General features: G+C 40.6%; 15 protein-coding genes. 7 read left to right on the top strand and 8 right to left on the bottom strand.

Features of this window, described 5'->3' with window-relative positions; genetic code table 11:
* Positions 1 to 12 precede the first annotated feature (12 nt).
* Together G8D99_RS08535 and G8D99_RS08540 are read left to right on the top strand one after the other, a co-directional pair.
* On the top strand, positions 13 to 1,725 hold the full coding sequence (locus tag G8D99_RS08535; protein ID WP_166324494.1) for an electron transfer flavoprotein-ubiquinone oxidoreductase: 1,713 nt from the start codon (positions 13 to 15) through the stop codon (positions 1,723 to 1,725).
* A 337-nt stretch (positions 1,726 to 2,062) separates the two neighbouring features.
* Positions 2,063 to 2,398, top strand: a complete 336-nt coding sequence (locus G8D99_RS08540; protein ID WP_166324497.1) for an IS630 transposase-related protein — start codon at positions 2,063 to 2,065, stop codon at positions 2,396 to 2,398.
* Between the two features lie 34 nt (positions 2,399 to 2,432).
* Here the strand turns inward: G8D99_RS08540 and G8D99_RS08545 are convergent.
* Positions 2,433 to 3,508 (bottom strand): IS3 family transposase gene (locus tag G8D99_RS08545; protein ID WP_104505755.1). Its coding sequence is split into 2 segments (ribosomal slippage): positions 2,433 to 3,256 and positions 3,256 to 3,508, totalling 1,077 coding nucleotides; the frame shifts between segments, so codons are not numbered across the junction.
* Positions 3,509 to 3,637: 129 nt separating this feature from the next.
* Between G8D99_RS08545 and G8D99_RS08550 the strand changes: the two genes are divergently transcribed.
* The 3 genes from G8D99_RS08550 to G8D99_RS08560 all read left to right on the top strand — a co-directional run bounded on the left by G8D99_RS08550 (position 3,638) and on the right by G8D99_RS08560 (position 6,592).
* Entirely contained in the window at positions 3,638 to 3,976 is a 339-nt protein-coding gene (locus G8D99_RS08550) for an ABC transporter substrate-binding protein (RefSeq protein ID WP_227554399.1), read from the top strand.
* Between the two features lie 340 nt (positions 3,977 to 4,316).
* Positions 4,317 to 5,168 carry a trehalose-phosphatase gene (gene otsB, locus G8D99_RS08555; protein ID WP_166324500.1) on the top strand — a complete coding sequence of 284 codons (852 nt, stop codon included), beginning with the start codon at positions 4,317 to 4,319 and terminating at the stop codon, positions 5,166 to 5,168.
* Positions 5,156 to 6,592: an alpha,alpha-trehalose-phosphate synthase (UDP-forming) gene (locus tag G8D99_RS08560; protein WP_166324503.1), complete on the top strand. Its 1,437-nt coding sequence runs from the start codon at positions 5,156 to 5,158 to the stop codon at positions 6,590 to 6,592. The genes otsB and G8D99_RS08560 overlap by 13 nt, the downstream gene beginning before the upstream one ends.
* A 94-nt stretch (positions 6,593 to 6,686) precedes the next feature.
* Here G8D99_RS08560 and G8D99_RS08565 read toward each other — a convergent pair whose 3' ends face one another.
* The 6 genes from G8D99_RS08565 to katE form a co-directional block, all read right to left on the bottom strand.
* A complete protein-coding gene (locus G8D99_RS08565; RefSeq protein ID WP_166324506.1) occupies positions 6,687 to 7,883 on the bottom strand; it encodes an MFS transporter in 1,197 nt (398 codons plus the stop codon).
* Between the two features lie 351 nt (positions 7,884 to 8,234).
* Positions 8,235 to 8,933: a glycosyltransferase gene (locus G8D99_RS08570; protein WP_166324509.1), complete on the bottom strand. Its 699-nt coding sequence runs from the start codon at positions 8,931 to 8,933 to the stop codon at positions 8,235 to 8,237.
* Complete coding sequence (locus G8D99_RS08575; RefSeq protein ID WP_166324512.1) at positions 8,930 to 9,538, bottom strand: SAM-dependent methyltransferase; 609 nt, start codon at positions 9,536 to 9,538, stop codon at positions 8,930 to 8,932. Before G8D99_RS08575 ends, G8D99_RS08570 begins: the two co-directional genes overlap by 4 nt.
* Positions 9,528 to 10,325, bottom strand: coding sequence for a PIG-L deacetylase family protein (locus G8D99_RS08580; RefSeq protein WP_166324515.1), 798 nt, complete (start codon positions 10,323 to 10,325; stop codon positions 9,528 to 9,530). Before G8D99_RS08580 ends, G8D99_RS08575 begins: the two co-directional genes overlap by 11 nt.
* 32 nt (positions 10,326 to 10,357) lie before the next feature.
* On the bottom strand, positions 10,358 to 11,344 hold the full coding sequence (locus G8D99_RS08585) for an acyl-CoA dehydrogenase (protein WP_166324518.1): 987 nt from the start codon (positions 11,342 to 11,344) through the stop codon (positions 10,358 to 10,360).
* A gap of 341 nt (positions 11,345 to 11,685) precedes the next feature.
* On the bottom strand, positions 11,686 to 13,824 hold the full coding sequence (gene katE, locus G8D99_RS08590) for a catalase HPII (protein ID WP_166324521.1): 2,139 nt from the start codon (positions 13,822 to 13,824) through the stop codon (positions 11,686 to 11,688).
* 438 nt (positions 13,825 to 14,262) lie between these two features.
* Between katE and G8D99_RS08595 the strand changes: the two genes are divergently transcribed.
* Complete coding sequence (locus G8D99_RS08595) at positions 14,263 to 14,754, top strand: lipocalin family protein (protein ID WP_166324524.1); 492 nt, start codon at positions 14,263 to 14,265, stop codon at positions 14,752 to 14,754.
* Between the two features lie 491 nt (positions 14,755 to 15,245).
* Here the strand turns inward: G8D99_RS08595 and G8D99_RS08600 are convergent.
* Positions 15,246 to 15,997 (bottom strand): IS5 family transposase gene (locus G8D99_RS08600; protein ID WP_166324527.1). Its coding sequence is split into 2 segments (ribosomal slippage): positions 15,246 to 15,775 and positions 15,775 to 15,997, totalling 753 coding nucleotides; the frame shifts between segments, so codons are not numbered across the junction.
* A gap of 52 nt (positions 15,998 to 16,049) precedes the next feature.
* On the opposite strand from G8D99_RS08600, the gene G8D99_RS08605 reads away from it, so the two are divergent.
* Complete coding sequence (locus tag G8D99_RS08605; RefSeq protein WP_166324530.1) at positions 16,050 to 17,660, top strand: phosphoethanolamine transferase; 1,611 nt, start codon at positions 16,050 to 16,052, stop codon at positions 17,658 to 17,660.

Below are 17,660 nucleotides of genomic sequence, written 5' to 3' on the forward strand. Positions count from 1 at the left end.
GGTCTTGATATTATGGAAAATATTGTTCGTGAAGCCATGGAATTTGACGTCGTTATCGTTGGCGCAGGCCCTGCCGGTCTTTCAGCCGCGATTAAAATCCGTCAACTTGCAATTGAAAATAACCTAAACGATTTGTCCGTTTGTGTCGTCGAAAAAGGCTCTGAAGTCGGTGCGCATATCCTCTCCGGTGCTGTGCTTGAACCGCGTGCCATGAATGAGTTGTTCCCAGATTGGAAAGAACAAGGTGCACCTTTAAATGTACCTGTAACTGAAGATAAAACTTTCTTCTTACTGTCTGAAACAACCTCTAAAGAAGCACCGCATTGGATGGTGCCGAAAACCATGCACAATGATGGTAATTACGTGATCTCACTGGGTAACGTGGTACGTTGGTTGGGGCAAAAAGCAGAAGAGCTTGAAGTGTCGATTTTCCCTGGTTTTGCCGCTTCTGAAATCCTTTACCATGAAGATGGTTCTGTAAAAGGCATTCAAACCGGTGACATGGGCATTGGTAAAGATGGTGAACCAACGCATAACTTTACCCCAGGGTATGAACTACATGCCAAATACACCTTATTTGCTGAAGGTTGCCGTGGTCATTTAGGTAAACGTCTCATTTCTAAATTCAATTTAGATAAAGATGCAGATCCTCAGCACTACGGGATCGGGATTAAAGAACTGTGGGAAATCGATCCAGCAAAACATAAACCGGGTACGGTGATGCACGGTGCAGGTTGGCCTTTAAGTGAAACAGGTTCTTCAGGCGGTTGGTGGTTATACCACGCTGAAAATAATCAAGTGACTTTGGGTATGATCGTGGATTTATCGTATGAAAATCCGCATATGTATCCATTCATGGAAATGCAACGTTGGAAAACACATCCGTTGATTAAGCAATTCCTTGAAGGTGGTAAGCGTATTTCTTATGGTGCGCGTGCAGTGGTTAAGGGTGGTTTTAACTCACTTCCTAAACTGACCTTCCCTGGCGGTTGCCTCATTGGTGATGATGCAGGTTTCCTCAACTTCGCCAAAATCAAAGGCTCACATACTGCAATGAAGTCAGGTATGTTGGCAGGTGAAGCGGTATTTGAAGCCATCGCTGCCGGTGTAGCAAAAGGCGGTGATATTGCGGTTGCCCGTGTGACTGAAGGTGAAGACCTATTTGTTAAAGAACTGACCTCTTACACCGACAAATTTAACAACAGTTGGCTGAAAGAAGAGTTATATAACTCTCGTAACTTCGGCCCTGCGATGCATAAATTTGGTCAATGGATGGGCGGCGCCTTTAACTTCATCGATCAAAATGTCTTTAAAGTGCCATTCACACTACATGACCTAGTGACTGACTTTGGTGCTCTAAAAACAGTTGATGCTGTGAGCTTTAAACCAAACTATCCAAAACCAGATGGTAAGCTCACATTTGACCGTTTGTCTTCTGTATTTGTATCGAATACGGTGCATGAAGAAAATCAGCCTGCGCATTTAAAACTCACTGATCCTTCGATTCCAGTGAATGTAAACTTACCAAAATGGGATGAACCTGCTCAGCGCTACTGCCCTGCGGGTGTTTATGAAATTATGGAAAATGATGATGGTTCTAAGCGTTTCCAAATCAATGCTGCAAACTGTGTGCACTGTAAGACCTGTGACATTAAAGACCCATCACAAAATATCACCTGGGTAACACCTGAGGGTGCGGGTGGTCCGAATTATCCAAATATGTAATGTATTCAATTTGAATGAACCCGCTTAGGCGGGTTTATATTTTCACTTATAAATTTATATTTTTTTTAATTGCATTACTCTCAACTCCCCTTCCTAAAACTCTTCGCAAACGCAATACATACACCAACAAAAAATTATTTTTTATAGTTATCACAACTACTTATACCATTTTTATTATAGTATAAACCTATAACCCATGAACTCAGATCATCATATGTAATTTCATCACCATTTTGATTTTTTTCAATTGGATTCTGAGGATATAAAATACTTAACAACTGATATAGCTAAAAGTTTAAGATGAGCTACAATAGAAAAAACTTTAATCTTTAAGACCATGCCAAAAACATATTCTGTCGATTTACGCGAAAAAGCCATGCAGTTTTATAAAGAGTCAAAGCATAAATCTAAGACGTGCGAAATATTTAATATTGCCAGAACCACGCTCGATGATTGGATCCTGATCGAACAGCAGACTGGTCAACTCAAACAACCTAAGTCTCCAAATGTAGGACGTCCCTCAAAGATTCTGGACCTGCAAGCTTTTGAAGCATTTGTAAAAACAACGCCATTTACCCAAGCTAAAGATCTTATTCCTTTGTTCGAACAGAAATTCGGTTATAGCGTTGGCTATCATGTCATTTTAAAAGCTCTAAACAAGATGGGTTGGTAATCCTCCCATAAATAACCGAAGTTAAAAGTAGAGGTTAAGCAGCCATTAGAGGTGGCTTTCCTTTGTTTGCTTGATGTGGTCTTTCATGGTTGTAATGCCACAGCCAACTCGTTGCATAATCTTGTACTTCATCCAAAGTATCAAATAAATGTTTACTCAGCCAGCTATAACGTATGGTCCGATTATAACGTTCAATATATGCATTCTGTTGTGGCTTACCCGGTTGAATATATTCAATACGAATGCCGTGCTCAGTAGCCCAACGTACAAATTCATGACTGATAAACTCCGGGCCATTGTCACACCGAATAACTAACGGTTTTTCTCGCCATTCCAATAGCTGATTCAACGTACGAATAACCCTGATTGTGGGCAATGAGAATCCTGCTTCAATGGCTAGGCCTTCGCGGCGGTAATCATCAATTACATTCAATAGCCGATACTTTCGACCATCGGAAAGCTGATCATGCATAAAATCTAATGACCAAACTTGATTTTCTCGGATTGGTTCCTTTAGTGGTTCTGGTGCATGTCTTTTTAGTCTTCTTCTTGGCTTAATACGCAGATTCAGTGCCAACTCACAGTAAATGCGATAAACCCGCTTGTGATTCCAGCAGTGATTCTCAACATGTCGTAAATATGAGAAGCACAGACCAAATCCCCAATCTGTATTTTCTTCAGTGAGTTCAATGAGCTGTTCAGCAATTAATGCATTGTCATCGCTGAGTTTGGCTTGATAGCGGTAGCAGGTTTCACTAATGCCAAATGCTTTACAAGCCAAACGAATACTAATGGCATGCTGGGCAACTACCTGATGTGCCATCTTACGCCGGCAAGATGGCTTCACCACTTTTTTACCATCGCTTCCTGGATGATCTCTGCCTTTAATCGTTCTTCCGCATACATCTTTTTAAGTCTGGTATTTTCTGCTTCCAGCTCTTTCAGTCGAGCCATCAATGAGGTATCCATACCGCCATATTTGGCACGCCATTTATAAAACGTGGCATTACTCATGCCGTGTTCACGACAAAGGGCGGCTACAGGTGTGCCAGATTCCGCCTGCTTCAAGATGGACATGATCTGACTGTCAGTAAATTTCGATGTTTTCATGCAGAATCTCCTGCTTGTATCTTAAGAGAAAATTCTACTTTTAGATCCTTTTATTTTTAGGGGGGATTACCGGTTAGCTGGGATCCCTATTTAAGTGTAATTGAACGAGATTCTAAAGTACGCACACTTATCGATGACGAACATTTCCCTGATGCTTATCAATTTTATATCGCAAACCCGAAATTTCTAAGCACTCATCCAACTGCTGTGCCTAAATTCATTCAAGCGACGCATGAAGCGAATACATGGATTGCACAACATCCTCAGGAAGTTTTAAATTTCTATTCAAAAACTGTTGGATTAGATTCAGATATAGCAAAAAAATACTTAGACAAACGACCTTCAGATATTACGGTAAAGCCGATTGATGAGCTTGTGGTAAAAATCCAACAAGCCATTGCAGATACTTTCTTCCAAGAAAAGTTGATGCCTAGAAACGTAGACATTGCCAAAGCTGTTTGGAAATAAATCAAGACCGCCGCATCGATGCGCTAATACAATCCTCTATCCTGTTGTTTAGCGCAGATTTACAATTTGCATAGCTAAAATGATTGTTATCTCATCAAATATTCAAGCCAACTTCCAATGCAGTATTAGAATTTTAGCGCTGTCCGTTTAAACTTCGATTAAAAGATTTCAACAAAACGTGCAAATCATGAAGCAATTAAGAACAGCCTCTACCTAAAAACACATTTGCTTACCTACATTAACAGTATGTAGCTTTATACCGTATTCGTGTAAAAAAACTACTTTTCCATCATTATTTTTGTTTAATTATTAATCATTATCAGTCACACAGGTTTACACGATGTTCTCGTCGAATACTGAATCCATGACCGATGGTGAGCAATTCATTTCTGCTGAAGATTTGATCGCACAGCACTTTCAGCCTGAACAAGCCTATGCGCTATTTCTTGATATTGATGGTACGATTTCTGAATTTCATGTCGATCCTCAGCAAAGCTTTATTCCAAAACACACTTTAAAAGCACTCGAAAATTTACAACAACATTATCCCATTATTGCGGTGACCGGACGCTCAGTCTCAGACGCTTATCGGCTTTTTAGCCCTTTAGATTTAGCTATCGCAGGTACCCATGGTCTTGAAATTCAGCTTTCTCAACAGTCTGACATTCAACATCCCAAACATCATTTAAATTTTGATGATCTATATTCGGACATTGAACAGGCGTGTCGTGACTATCCAGCATTATTGTTCGAACGCAAAAAGTATGCAGTAGCGATCCATTATCGCAGTCAGCCTGATTTAGAGGCAGATGTTAAAGTCATTGCGCAAGCACTATTAAAAAAATATTCAGCTTTAAAACTCAATTTAGGCAAATGTGTGGTCGAACTAATCTTAGCTCAAGCAGACAAAGGACAAGCCATTACGACTTTATATACGCAACTTGATTTAAACGGTGTCACACCGATCTTCATCGGTGATGATGTTACCGATGAATCGGGTTTTAAAACAATCAATGATTTAGGAGGCATATCCATCAAGGTCGGTAGCGGGGCTACCCATGCAAAATATAGATTTAAGAGTGTGCAAAACACCTTGCGCTTTATTGAATTATTTTTGGCGTTTTCTAACAACAATAAGACTAGACAGTCTCATGTCTTAACAACGGATGGAGAAATCACATGTCTAAATTAATCGTACTTTCAAATCGAGTCAATTTACCGACCCCTGAGGGTCATTCTGCAGGCGGTTTAGCAGTTGCACTTCAAGACGCACTATCGGATATCGGTGGCGTTTGGTTGGGTTGGAACGGCGAACAAATCCAAAATCAACAAGATCAATATTTTAATTGCACAGAAATCAACGGAATCGAATACATCACCTGTCCACTGACTGAACAACAATATCAACAATACTATTCAGGCTTTGCCAATACCACCCTTTGGCCGGCAATGCATGATCGCGATGATTTGATCACATTCGACCCACAAGAATTTCAAACCTACCAAAATGTGAACCGGCTTTTTGCTGAGCAGTTACATCGCATTGCGGGCGAGGATGACATGATCTGGGTGCATGATTATCACTTTTTGAGTGTCGCAAAATATTGTCGTGATTTAGGCATGAAAAATCGTTTTGGCTTCTTTTTACATATTCCTTTTGCAGATCTTAACATCTGGAAGCAATTGCCTATTGCCCAACAATTGATTGAACATTTATCTGCATTTGATGTGGTGGGTTTACAAACCGAGCATGATCAACAGAATTGTCTGGATGTGATGCAATATTATGTCGGTGGACAGATCGATGCCGACATTTTAAAACTGTCTGAGCGTGAACTTAAAGTGCAATGCTACCCGATTGGGGTGAATCCTGATTTAATTCAACAGGTCGCACAAACCCATGACAATGAACTTGAAAATTCAGTGTTTAAATTTGATGAATTGTCCAATCAAAAAACCATTATTGCGGTGGACCGTATAGATTATTCTAAAGGTTTAATTGAACGTTTTAATGCCTATGCTGAGTTTTTAAATCAACATCCTGAGTACCATGAATTAGTCACTGATTTACAAATCGCCTGCCCTTGTCGTATGGAAATCCCAGCCTATGAAGACTTATATAAACGGGTTCAAGCTAAAGTAAACTCAATTAATTTAAAATATGCACAAAATGAATGGGCACCGATTAACTGTGTTCATGAGACTATCCAACACGCGCAGCTGATGCAAATTTATCGTCGCGCGGATATTTGTTGGGTCAATTCATTGCGGGATGGTATGAATCTGGTGGCGAAAGAATTTATTGCCGCGCAAGACCCCAGCGACCCCGGTGTGCTGATCTTATCCAAATACGCCGGTTCTGCCGAGCAAATGCCGGAAGCCATTATTGTCGATCCTGAATCAAAAAGCAGTATGATCAGTGCTTTAAAACAAGCCATACAAATGAACAAGGCGGAGCGTATTGAGCGTTATCGACATTTGATTCGAGGAATTAAACATTTTGATATTAATGACTGGCGCAATGCCTTCTTAAAAGATTTAAAGCATTTCAACAGCTCTTTGTTACAGCGTACTCCTATTAAACAGGCAACAGTTTACAGACCGCTTGTCACTTGAACTATAAATACTGCAATTTAATAGCCGATAAAAAAAGCTGAAGTTGAATTATCAACTTCAGCTTTTGAATGAATGCTTTGGATGAGCGATCTATTTAGCATGATGCCTTTTTTGCAATCCATGCATTTAACAACGGAATCAACAGAATCATCGCTGCAATCGCGATAAAGACTTTCGTTAACCCAAAATACTCACCACAAAACCCGATCATGGCAGGTCCAACCAATACCCCACTATAGGCAATGGTGGATACATAAGATAAAGCGGTGGCTTGTGGCATCACATTTTGACGACCCACTTGCGAAAAAATCAAAGGGACAATGTTCGAGCAGCCAAGCCCCATCATTAAATATCCCACCAGTGCACCGATCCATATTGGTGAGAAGACCACAGTCATTAAGCCCGTCATTGCCAGTAAAGCACCATAGACAATGGTATTTTTCTCACCCAAATAGCGTTGAATGCTTTGGCCAGCAAAACGCCCGATGGTCATGGCAATCGCAAAACACGTATAAGCCAATCCCGCATAGGCATGATCAATGTTAAATTGATCGATTAAATAAATGCCACTCCAGTCCATCGCTGAACCTTCGGATAAAAAGCCGATAAAACACATCACGCCAAACACCAAAATTAACGGTTTAGGTAATGTCCATTTTTTGTTTTTTACATTAGAGTCAACCGATTGATCGCCTGTTTCTGTACGATTTAAGCTTTGTGGCACGGCAAAACAGCACAGTGCAATCATCAAGCCACTGATCACCATTGCACTCAACACCGGCTGACAACCGAGTGCCAATAACAGCGTCACAAACATCACACCGAGTAAGCCACCCAAACTTGCCATTCCATGGAAACTCGACATCATATTGCGTGATAAGTTTTTTTCCACAATCACCGCTTGGAGATTGATTGCCACGCCTAAACCGCCTGCAGCACTGCCGAAAACAAACAGCGCGATCGCCATCATTTGTGCGCTAGGTGCTAAAGTTAAAATGGGAAGCACCACCAATAACACACTCAAAAGCATCGCAATTACGGCTTTACAGCCCAGCTTTTGAATAATCAATCCTGTGGCAGGCATTGCAATCATTGAACCCAAACCGCCACACAGTAGTAGGCCTCCAAAATCGGCGTGGTTCAGATGAAGACGCTGCTGCGCAAATGGAATCAAGGGTGCCCAAGCGGCCGTACTAAAGCCTAGACAGAAAAAGCATAACAATGTTGCAATATGTTGATAAGGTTTGGTTTGAACTGTATTTTCAAGATGAAAATATTTCGAAAATTGCATAGTGATTCGCCATTTTAAAATACCGCCCGTCATTCCTTACCCAGTCAGCATCCATAGAAAAACCCCTGATCTTTTATAGATAAATCTATAAATACACAGGGGTTGATTTGGCGAAATTATATACAGTTGAAAATAATTTAAAAGCGATTTTTTTAAAATTTAAAAAAAGATTTGTAAGCCTAAAATCCTTTATTCATGGCATGTTTAACTGTTTTTGCTTTGTTGTTCAATTTATTCAGTTTTTATATTTTAAACATTTAATCTTCAATCTTTTTTTATAGATATAATGTCTAAATAAAAGAGATCAAGATGAAGCTGATGATTGTGTAAGAAGTAGTGTAAAAAACAGCATTAAGATGCATCTAAAGGTTTGGTCTCACTTTCGAGAGTCTTTAAAAAATAAGAAAACCCTTCAGGTGTTTTGGCATTTAAACGACTACTGGTTTTCACCCGAATTTTATTCGACCACAGAATATTCAGACCAAGACCTTGCATTTGCTGGACCAAATCGACATCCTCATGGCTGCAAAGTGCTTTAAAACCACTGGTCCGTTGGTAAGCCTCCACACTAAAACTTAGATTGGCACCATGAATATGCGAATGGCCCATTTTATCTTGATAATGTGCCTGATATTTTGCTTGAGCAGATTGGGATAAATGCTGCCAATCATCCACCTCAACCACTCCACAAATCAGATCTATCGGCTGGCAACTCAGTTGCTGAACCAACCATGCGGTATCTACTTGCGAGTCCGCATCTGTACAGGCAATCCATTCATAGCCTTGCGCTATACAATGCTGCACCCCAAAATGACGCACAGCGCCGACACATTCAAACTGACACACTAAAACGTTTAGTTTAAAGCTCAAGCTTGGCTTAAGCTGCTCAACTCGCTGCTGTGAATGATCGGTACAACTGTCGAGTACCAGCACCACTTCGATCTGCAAATTTGGGTCATCGACCTGTTTAATCGCGATCTCTAAGGCACTCAAACATGCAGGAAGATAATCCTGTTCATTGTAAGCAGGAATCACCACAGCTATTTTCATATTAAGCCCTCATGCTGGGCTAGGCTTTCAGACTGGACACTCCATAGATCAATCATAAAATCAGGATCATGACAGGCCAGATAATGATGCAACGTCAACTCAGACTTTAAAATCTCATGCACAGTCTCACCATTGAGCTCAAAACCTTCGATTGGGTAACGCCAGTGACAGCATAAAACCACGCCGTCTGAGGTGAGTGCCTGTTGAACTTGTGCCATACATTGGCGTAATTCGGCCTCGGACAAATAATATAAAATTTCACTGATCACGATCAGATCATATTTCTGTTCAGGAAATTGGTGCGGAATACAGTGTTGCTGAAGATCAACATGACTCAGATGTCCCAATTTTTTTTGCGCCAATTGAATTGCTTGTGCGTTGGCATCTAAACAAGTCAAACGCTGACAGCGCTCAGCCAATTGTTGACTAAACACCCCGTTGGAACAGCCAATTTCTAAGCCATGCTGATACTGCTCTTTCATTAACAATGACAAGCAGATTTGACGCTTACGTGCTTCATACCAACGCTTCTCATAGCCCCAAGGGTCATCATTGTTGTGATACAGCACATCAAAATAGCCCAATTGATTTGGATCAGTTCGCATCGAGATAGACCTCATAAGGCATTAATATACGGTCAATGGTCTGCGCGGATAAAATCGGCGCTTGTCCGGTGCTCGAGTCGGGCTCAATTTGGCTTTTAAAACATGCGATTGCCTGCTGCTTTTTAAGGACTTGCTGGGTACTTAAATCAAGCCTGTAGGCATGTTGCCAAGCAATTTGAGGGTCATTGGGCTGCGCCCAGTGCCATGCCCAAATCAACACCTGATAATGTTTTAACTGCTTTGCCTGTGCAATCTCTTTTACCAATACGGCGGTGTACTCATGATCAGGATGTCCATCCTTTTCAAAAGTCGTGATCAGAATATCGTCTTTCTCTAGGATTTGATCTAAAAATGCATATAGCTGCTGTTGTGACTGACGAATTTGTCCATCTTGAATACCCGCTTCAAGACGAAGCACATGTGACAGCCCTAATACCTTCAATGCAGATAACGACTCCTGAGCACGAAGCTGTCCAAGTTGCTCAGGTGTAAATTGCTTTGAATGGGGATGGCTGGCTGTGCCATTGGTCACTGCAATGAGTACAATTTCATGTGTCAAGGACAACTGTTGCATTAAGCCTGCACAGCCTAAAATTTCATCATCAGGATGAGGTGCCACAATCACCACACGCGCATCTTGATTAAAATGCTGATCTAATCTAAAACTGTTTAAATCTTTAAGCCCTTGCCAGTTTAGCCACTGCTGTTTGGGTGTGCCATCAGCGTAAATCAAACGATCGGATTGAGCAGAATCGTCTTCTGATTGATTCGTCTCACTTTGATTCATTTTAGTTTTTTTTATGTTATCACAAACCTGGTTTAAAGCTGACATGAGTACTGCTCCGAAAGCCCCAAGACTGCAATCTGTTTCAAATCAAAGGCCGCATGGCTCTGACGCATAAAGACCGGTAAGTCCGCCGCATGTTGAGCAAATACCGCATCTTCACAATAGGGTCTTGCACCAAGCGCTTTGCCGACCCGATCCAGCACTACCGTCGCAGCGTGTTCTACGTGCGCTCTTAAAATCCGAATGGGTAACTCATGACTCAGTTCGGGCTGTTGATCAATGAGTTCAGCCACGCGATAAAAATGCTGTTTTGCAGTCTCTAGGGCGGTGATCACTTCACCTAAATACATTAAGTGATAATCATGCTGACGCGTTTCACAAGCGCCAATTAATATCTGTGCTAAACGTGATGCACTCCCATACCAACAGGCAGCAACACCAGCAGCACCATGCCAAAATCCAGCACGGGTTAAATACTGATTGGGCTTCCCAATCAAGGTGGCTTTCACCTGATTAAAATCAATGATACCGGTTTGCGTATGTTGCATCCCCAGCGCATGCCAATTGGAAATGTCTGTGTGTATACCGGCTTGATCGAGTTCGATACTGATTAATTGTGACTGTTGCTGTTGATTTTTATAGGTCAATACAGCTTGTTGAACCACACCAATGCCAGAACACCATGTTTTTAAACCGCTCACATAGCCATCTTGATAACTTAAAGGCTTTGGACTTCCCTCTGCCGCCCAAATTGCCCAAAGCCCTTGCGACTCATTTTCAATACCCAACTCATGTAAAATACTTAAAGCATCTAGATGTGACTCAAACCATTTCACCAAATTTAAATTACACGATGCGACTTGCGCCAAAATTTGCCAACGTTTTAAGGTTTGTCCTTCAGCAGGATGTGGTATAGACGGCGTCAACTCAACCAGTTGAGCAATAGCCATTTTTAAGCGTGTAGGCAAATCAAGATGAGAATACTCAAATTCATTTAATATGCTTTTAATTTGATCCATGAACTGCCCTGTATCTGCTCAAAATAAATGATGGTGTTGAACTTCTATTTCGTTATTCTTTCTTGTTTAAATGCTCGATCTTAAAATCGTTTTTTAATTTTTGGTTATATGGCTTAGTGAATTTGATCTTCAATATATAATTACCTTAATCTGTAACCCTCTACGCAATAAATCGAATTTCATTGCTGATCATTCCATTTAAAAAAATTGATCAAATATAAATTCTTAATCTGATTGAAATGCACAGCAATGTAGGTATACATTGCTGTGCAAAAATATGTCATTACATGAGTTCATCACGTAAAAAGATCATATAAAACGATCATGCAAGAGCATAGGCTTTAAGCAGGGATACCTTCTGCTGCTGGCTCACGCTCCCATACACGATGATCAATAATCAATTGTTTAAACTGATCTTTGACTTGATCGAAACGATCGGTCACAAGGGTGCCCTTATCTTTGGTCAAATCTAAGCGATCAATGAGCTCAGACTTGTCGCCTAAGAATATGATCGGTTTTAAGTGCTTATACGCTTCTTGAAGATAATGCTTGGTCACACCATCTGCCTTAACGGCATCGAGATTATCTCCATCAACAATAATCACTGCATCATAGGCAATCGAAGGCTCCGCTTTTTGCATACCATCTGAAGCGACTTCTGCTTTTTTCAGGTCTTTCACCGGTGCCGGTGTTGGGGTGAGTACTTCTGCAACCGCACTTTCAGACTCTGCCCATTTTTGAATGGCTTTGACCTGATCCCCATTAACCTGATCATGCACCAACACAGCAATTTTTTTGGCTTTAATGTCTTTCGGTGCAAATGCTTCCATGGTCAACTTCTTCGATGGTTTAACCTCCGCATTATTTTGATCTTTAGGCTTATTCAGTGTAATCCCTAGATTATCTGCGACTTGTTGAGCCAAATCTAAATCGATATAAGCCAACACTTCATTGACCTCACGCTCACGAATATGTGGACGCTCAACTTTACTCAATTCAAAAGTATAGGCATCGACCACGTGTTTTTGCTCATGTTTAGCAAGGCTTTGATAGTACAAACGCGCTTGAGAGAAGTGATCTGAGAATGACTCACTGCGCTGACGAATTTTATTGCCATCGATACGCTCTTGATAACTTTCAAAGCCACCGTATTGCGCTGCAGCAGGCGTTTCAGCCGGCCAATTCTGATCAATTGAGTTCGGTTGATACGCCGCTTGACCTTTATGAATATGACCTTGATGCATGGCGTCACGTTGTGAATTATGGAATGGACACACCGGTTTATTAATAGGTAATTGATGGAAATTCGGTCCACCTAAACGGCTGATTTGCGTGTCGGTATATGAGAATAGACGTGCTTGTAACAATGGATCATTGGTAAAATCAATCCCCGGCACCACATGACCCGGACAGAACGCGATTTGCTCAATTTCAGCAAAGAAATTGTCAACATTGCGGTTTAATACAAATTTACCAATCGGTGTCACAGGCACCAATTCTTCAGGAATAAGTTTGGTTGGATCCAACAAGTCGAAATCAAATTTCATCTCGTCTTCTTCTTCGATCACCTGAATCCCTAGTTCCCATTCCGGATAATTACCGGCTTCAATCGCATCATATAAATCACGACGGTGGAAGTCAGGGTCTTTACCTGCCAGTTTTTGTGCTTCATCCCATAACAGTTGGCTCAAGCCTTGTTTAGGCGTCCAATGGAATTTAACAAATACGCCTTTACCTTCAGCATTGATTAAACGGAATGTATGTACCCCGAAACCTTGCATAGAACGTAAGTTACGTGGAATTGCACGATCTGACATCGCCCACATCACTGCATGCGCAGATTCAGGGACTAAAGAAACAAAGTCCCAGAAAGTGTCATGCGCTGAGCCACCGGTGGGAACTTCATTGTGTGGCTCAGGTTTAACCGCATGCACAAAGTCTGGAAATTTAATCCCATCTTGAACGAAGAAAACGGGTGCATTATTGCCCACAAGGTCATAGTTACCTTCTTGGGTATAAAATTTAATCGCAAAGCCACGAATATCACGCACCGTATCTGCTGAACCTCGAGGGCCCTGAACGGTTGAAAAACGCACGAAAATTGGCGTTTGAATACTCGGATCTGTTAAAAATCCTGCTTTGGTATATTTTTCATTGCCTTCATAGGCTTGGAAATAACCATGTGCACCGACACCACGCGCATGCACAATACGTTCAGGAATACGTTCATGGTCAAAATGGGTGATTTTTTCTCGTAGAATAAAATCTTCAAGTAAGGTTGAACCACGTACACCCGCTTTTAAGCTATTTTGATTGTCTGCAATTTTAACCCCTTGATTGGTGGTTAATGCCTGACCTGTAGCATCGCGACGATATTGCTCCAATTGATCTAATTTAGTGGACGTATTTTGTTTATCAGGTGCATCTGCCCCTGCCATTTGACTTTTTTGTTCGCTATTGTTCGGATTTTTATTGGACATACCCTTGGCTACCTTATTGTGCACCGATACGAACTTTTCAAAAGCACATATCTGTGATGATTTATTTGCTGTTGGTGATGATGAAACGTTAAATATAAAAGCTAAATTGAATTGCGCGAAGGTTAAATACTGATGAATAACCGTATCTCATTACAAAAACCATACATTGTGGTGATTTACAATGAAGTCCATCTAAATATTTTAAATATCACACAATTAAATTAATTGTTAACTATGAGCATACGACTAAAAAATGGACATGTTGTTGCTATTGGTAAAGTTATGTATCCAAGTATGTAATTTCAGTAACAACTTAAGATTTATTTAATTAAGTTATTCAAAAACCACAAAAGTTAACAAATTTGATATAAGCCAATGCTGTTTGACATGCTAATACTAAAAATTCACGTTTAAACATAAACATAGGAAATTAAAAACATGACTACAGAATTACAAACCGTTTCCAATTTTGATTTAAACCGTTATTTAGGGACGTGGTACGAAATTGCGCGTTTGCCGATGAAGCATCAACCAGAAGACAGCACCGATATTTCAGCGACTTATACATTACAAGAAAATGGCAATGTTAAAGTCGATAATCGTTGCTTAGATGGCAACAAAGAATTGGATGGTTCGATTGGTGAGGCAACCATTGTCGATGGTCCAAATGCTAAGCTTGAAGTGAGTTTTTTACCTGAAGGTTTCCGCTGGATTCCATTTACCAAAGGTGATTACTGGGTATTGAAATTGGATGCCAATTATCAAACCGCATTGGTAGGTGAACCAAATCAGAAATACTTATGGTTATTACACCGTGATACTGAGCTTGATGAAGCAACCAAAGCGGAATATTTAAATTATGCCAAAAGTATTGGTTATGACCTAAGTGATTTGATCCATACTGTGCATACCGGTCATAAAACGGCTTAATTTTAAAATCGCTTTTCAATATTCAGTTTAACTGAATCATAGCTCCAAAATATCGCTGATGTTTTGGGGCTTTTTAAAGCCTCAGAGATTTATGCTTAAATCAGAATCTTCTATTAAAAAATTCAAATTAATTAACACCTTAATCATGCCCACTTTCCCTCTTATCTAGCTCCATGATGCATTGTGTTAGGGAGAATTAAAGTACTTTAAAATTTAACTCTATGCGCTCAGAATTGCTGATCATTATGCATCGGTAAATCACTTTTTGAGTTTGCTGTTTTTTCTTATTGATTCAGTGTGGATCATCTCAATCGTAGCTTAAGTGATTTTTAAGACTCGCGCTTTAATCTATAGACATCAAATACCCATTATTTAAATCCAATGTCTAGATTCCTCGCGCGATATAAAAATGTTCAGCCAATTTCATTAAGTTCATTTAATTTGATTTTTTCGCTTTGGATTGCTTTTGGTCTAAATATTAGGGTGTGTTCTCATTTGGCTTTACACCAAATAAATATACAGGCGAGTCTAAGCATGGCTTTATAATTTCTCGCTAATTTATCAAATCTTGTTGCTATGCTACGAAAATGCTTTAAGCGTGCGAAGGCATTTTCTACTAAATGGCGTAGCTTATATAAGTAAGCATCAAATTCAGGATTGCTTTTGGCGCTATTGGATTTTCTAGGAATAACTGCAATCATGGCGTGATTTCTAGCATATTCTCTAATTTTTTCAGAGTCATAACCCTTATCTGCCACCAAATATTCAGCACTCCCAATCAAGTCAATTAACCGCGGTGCAACTTGACTGTCGTGGACTTCACCTCCAGTGATTTCAAAATCAAGCGGATATCCATTGGCATCGGTGGCCAAGTGTATTTTTGTAGTTGCTCCGCCTCTTGAGCTTCCAATTGCTCTATTTTCACCGTACCTAGCTCCACTTGCATGCTGATGAGCGCGGATGTAGCTTCCATCAATGAATACCCATTCTGTATCCAATGTTCCTCGTAAGCTAAAAAAAACTTATCCCACAAGCCCTTAATAGCCCAACGATTAAATCGATTATAAGCCGTTTGCCAAGGACATAAGTCTTCAGGGATATCGCGCCAAGTTGCTCCAGTGCGCAGCTTCCAAAATATGGCTTCCATGATATTTCTACTGTTTTTAGAGCGGTAACATCCATAAAGCTGCATTGTTTCTTGTAATTGCAACCATATATCATCTGTTATAACTCGGCGTGTCATGTTCAAAATATCAATAAAATGAATAAGAAGTAGATTTTACACTGATCGAATTATGCTTACACCATCATTCTTTGAAATGAAAACACGCCCTAGATTTCTACAGCAGTTAAAAATGCTGACGCCGTATCAAGGGCTGCATTCGCTCTTGTTTATTGCGGCTTCAGCTTTTGTCCTGACGGCTTTATACAATCTTATTTTTCAAGTCATTCATTGGAAGTTCAATGCCAAATGGCTGGCTGCTATTTGGATTGTTTTAGGCGGGATGAGCGCTTATTTCGTCAATAGTTTGGGGGTAACCATTAGCCCTGATCAAATTCAAAATATGTTGCAAACCGACACCCGAGAGACGTTTGATTTAATTACTCCGACTTGGATAATGTGGGGTGTGGCTTTTGTGGTCTTACCGCTGATCGTTCTGTATCTCATCCAGATTAAGCCTGAAGCACTAAGTCAAATCATCTTGAAGAAAACCATGAGCAGTACCTTCTCCTTGATGGTTATTGCAAGTTTAATGTTTGTCTATTACGTCGATTATGCTGCAATCTTTCGGGAAAATCGTGATTTAAAAGGCATGATTTCTCCTCAAAATCTCATCGCCTCGTCTATTTCTTATTATCGACACCTGTCACCTGAAGCCCATTTACCCTTCATTGCTTATGGGCAAGATGCGCATCTAGTTCAACATATTGACTTAAAACATCACCCGAAGCTCATGGTGTTGGTCATCGGCGAAACGGCCCGTGCTGAAAGTTTTACTTTAAATGGTTATCAACGCCCGACCAACCCAGAACTGTCTAAGCTGGATATGATTAATTTCAATCAAGTCAGTTCTTGCGGTACCGCAACTGCGGTTTCAGTGCCTTGCATGTTTTCAGGCATGCCACGTCAAGACTATGATGAACGTTTGGCGAGTCATCGTGAAGGATTACTCGATATTGCAAAACGGGTCGGTTATCAGGTGACTTGGATTGACAACAACTCAGGCTGTAAAAAAGTTTGTGACCACGTCAATACCTTTGTCATTCCCCAATCGCTTCAAGATAAATGGTGCGATGCGGAGGGTGAATGCCATGATGAAATCTTGGTCGATGCTTTAAATGCGTATGTTCAAGCGCTACCGAAGAATGATACCCACAATCATTTGATTGTGTTACATCAGATGGGCAGTCATGGTCCTGCGTATTACAAACGCTCGACGCCACAATACCAACCGTTTAAGCCTTTTTGTCAGACTACTACCATTCAAGGCTGTAGCCGTGCTGAATTGATCAATAGTTACGACAATTCAATCGTGTATACCGATCATGTCTTGAGTTCGATCATTCAAGAATTAAAGCAAATTTCGCATTATCAAACGGGGTTTTGGTATCTGTCGGATCATGGTGAATCCACGGGTGAACATGGTTTATATTTACATGGTGCACCCTACCGTATTTCACCGACACAGCAGACCCATGTGCCGATGTTGATGTGGTTTTCAGACGCATGGAAAAATCATCAAGCCCATGAAATGATGTGTTTAAATGCGCAAAAAAGTGCACCGTTATCGCAGGATCATCTGTTTCCAACCTTGTTGAGTCTGTTGGATATTAAAAGTAATGTGATCAATCCGAATCTCAATATCATTCACCACTGTAATCCCACCAAGTTGCCGAGAACCTAA

The organism is Acinetobacter lanii, assembly GCF_011578285.1.
GTDB classification, from domain to species: Bacteria; Pseudomonadota; Gammaproteobacteria; order Pseudomonadales; family Moraxellaceae; genus Acinetobacter; species Acinetobacter lanii.

What these genes read in the sequence shown, in the direction of transcription:
- G8D99_RS08560 (WP_166324503.1), top strand. Translation starts at nt 5,156, where the DNA reads ATGTCTAAATTAATCGTACTTTCAAATCGAGTCAATTTACCGACCCCT.
- G8D99_RS08595 (WP_166324524.1), top strand. Translation starts at nt 14,263, where the DNA reads ATGACTACAGAATTACAAACCGTTTCCAATTTTGATTTAAACCGTTAT.
- G8D99_RS08580 (WP_166324515.1), bottom strand. Translation starts at nt 10,325, where the DNA reads ATGAATCAAAGTGAGACGAATCAATCAGAAGACGATTCTGCTCAATCC.
- G8D99_RS08570 (WP_166324509.1), bottom strand. Translation starts at nt 8,933, where the DNA reads ATGAAAATAGCTGTGGTGATTCCTGCTTACAATGAACAGGATTATCTT.
- katE (WP_166324521.1), bottom strand. Translation starts at nt 13,824, where the DNA reads ATGTCCAATAAAAATCCGAACAATAGCGAACAAAAAAGTCAAATGGCA.
- G8D99_RS08575 (WP_166324512.1), bottom strand. Translation starts at nt 9,538, where the DNA reads ATGCGAACTGATCCAAATCAATTGGGCTATTTTGATGTGCTGTATCAC.
- G8D99_RS08585 (WP_166324518.1), bottom strand. Translation starts at nt 11,344, where the DNA reads ATGGATCAAATTAAAAGCATATTAAATGAATTTGAGTATTCTCATCTT.
- G8D99_RS08605 (WP_166324530.1), top strand. Translation starts at nt 16,050, where the DNA reads ATGCTTACACCATCATTCTTTGAAATGAAAACACGCCCTAGATTTCTA.
- otsB (WP_166324500.1), top strand. Translation starts at nt 4,317, where the DNA reads ATGTTCTCGTCGAATACTGAATCCATGACCGATGGTGAGCAATTCATT.
- G8D99_RS08540 (WP_166324497.1), top strand. Translation starts at nt 2,063, where the DNA reads ATGCCAAAAACATATTCTGTCGATTTACGCGAAAAAGCCATGCAGTTT.
- G8D99_RS08535 (WP_166324494.1), top strand. Translation starts at nt 13, where the DNA reads ATGGAAAATATTGTTCGTGAAGCCATGGAATTTGACGTCGTTATCGTT.
- G8D99_RS08565 (WP_166324506.1), bottom strand. Translation starts at nt 7,883, where the DNA reads ATGCAATTTTCGAAATATTTTCATCTTGAAAATACAGTTCAAACCAAA.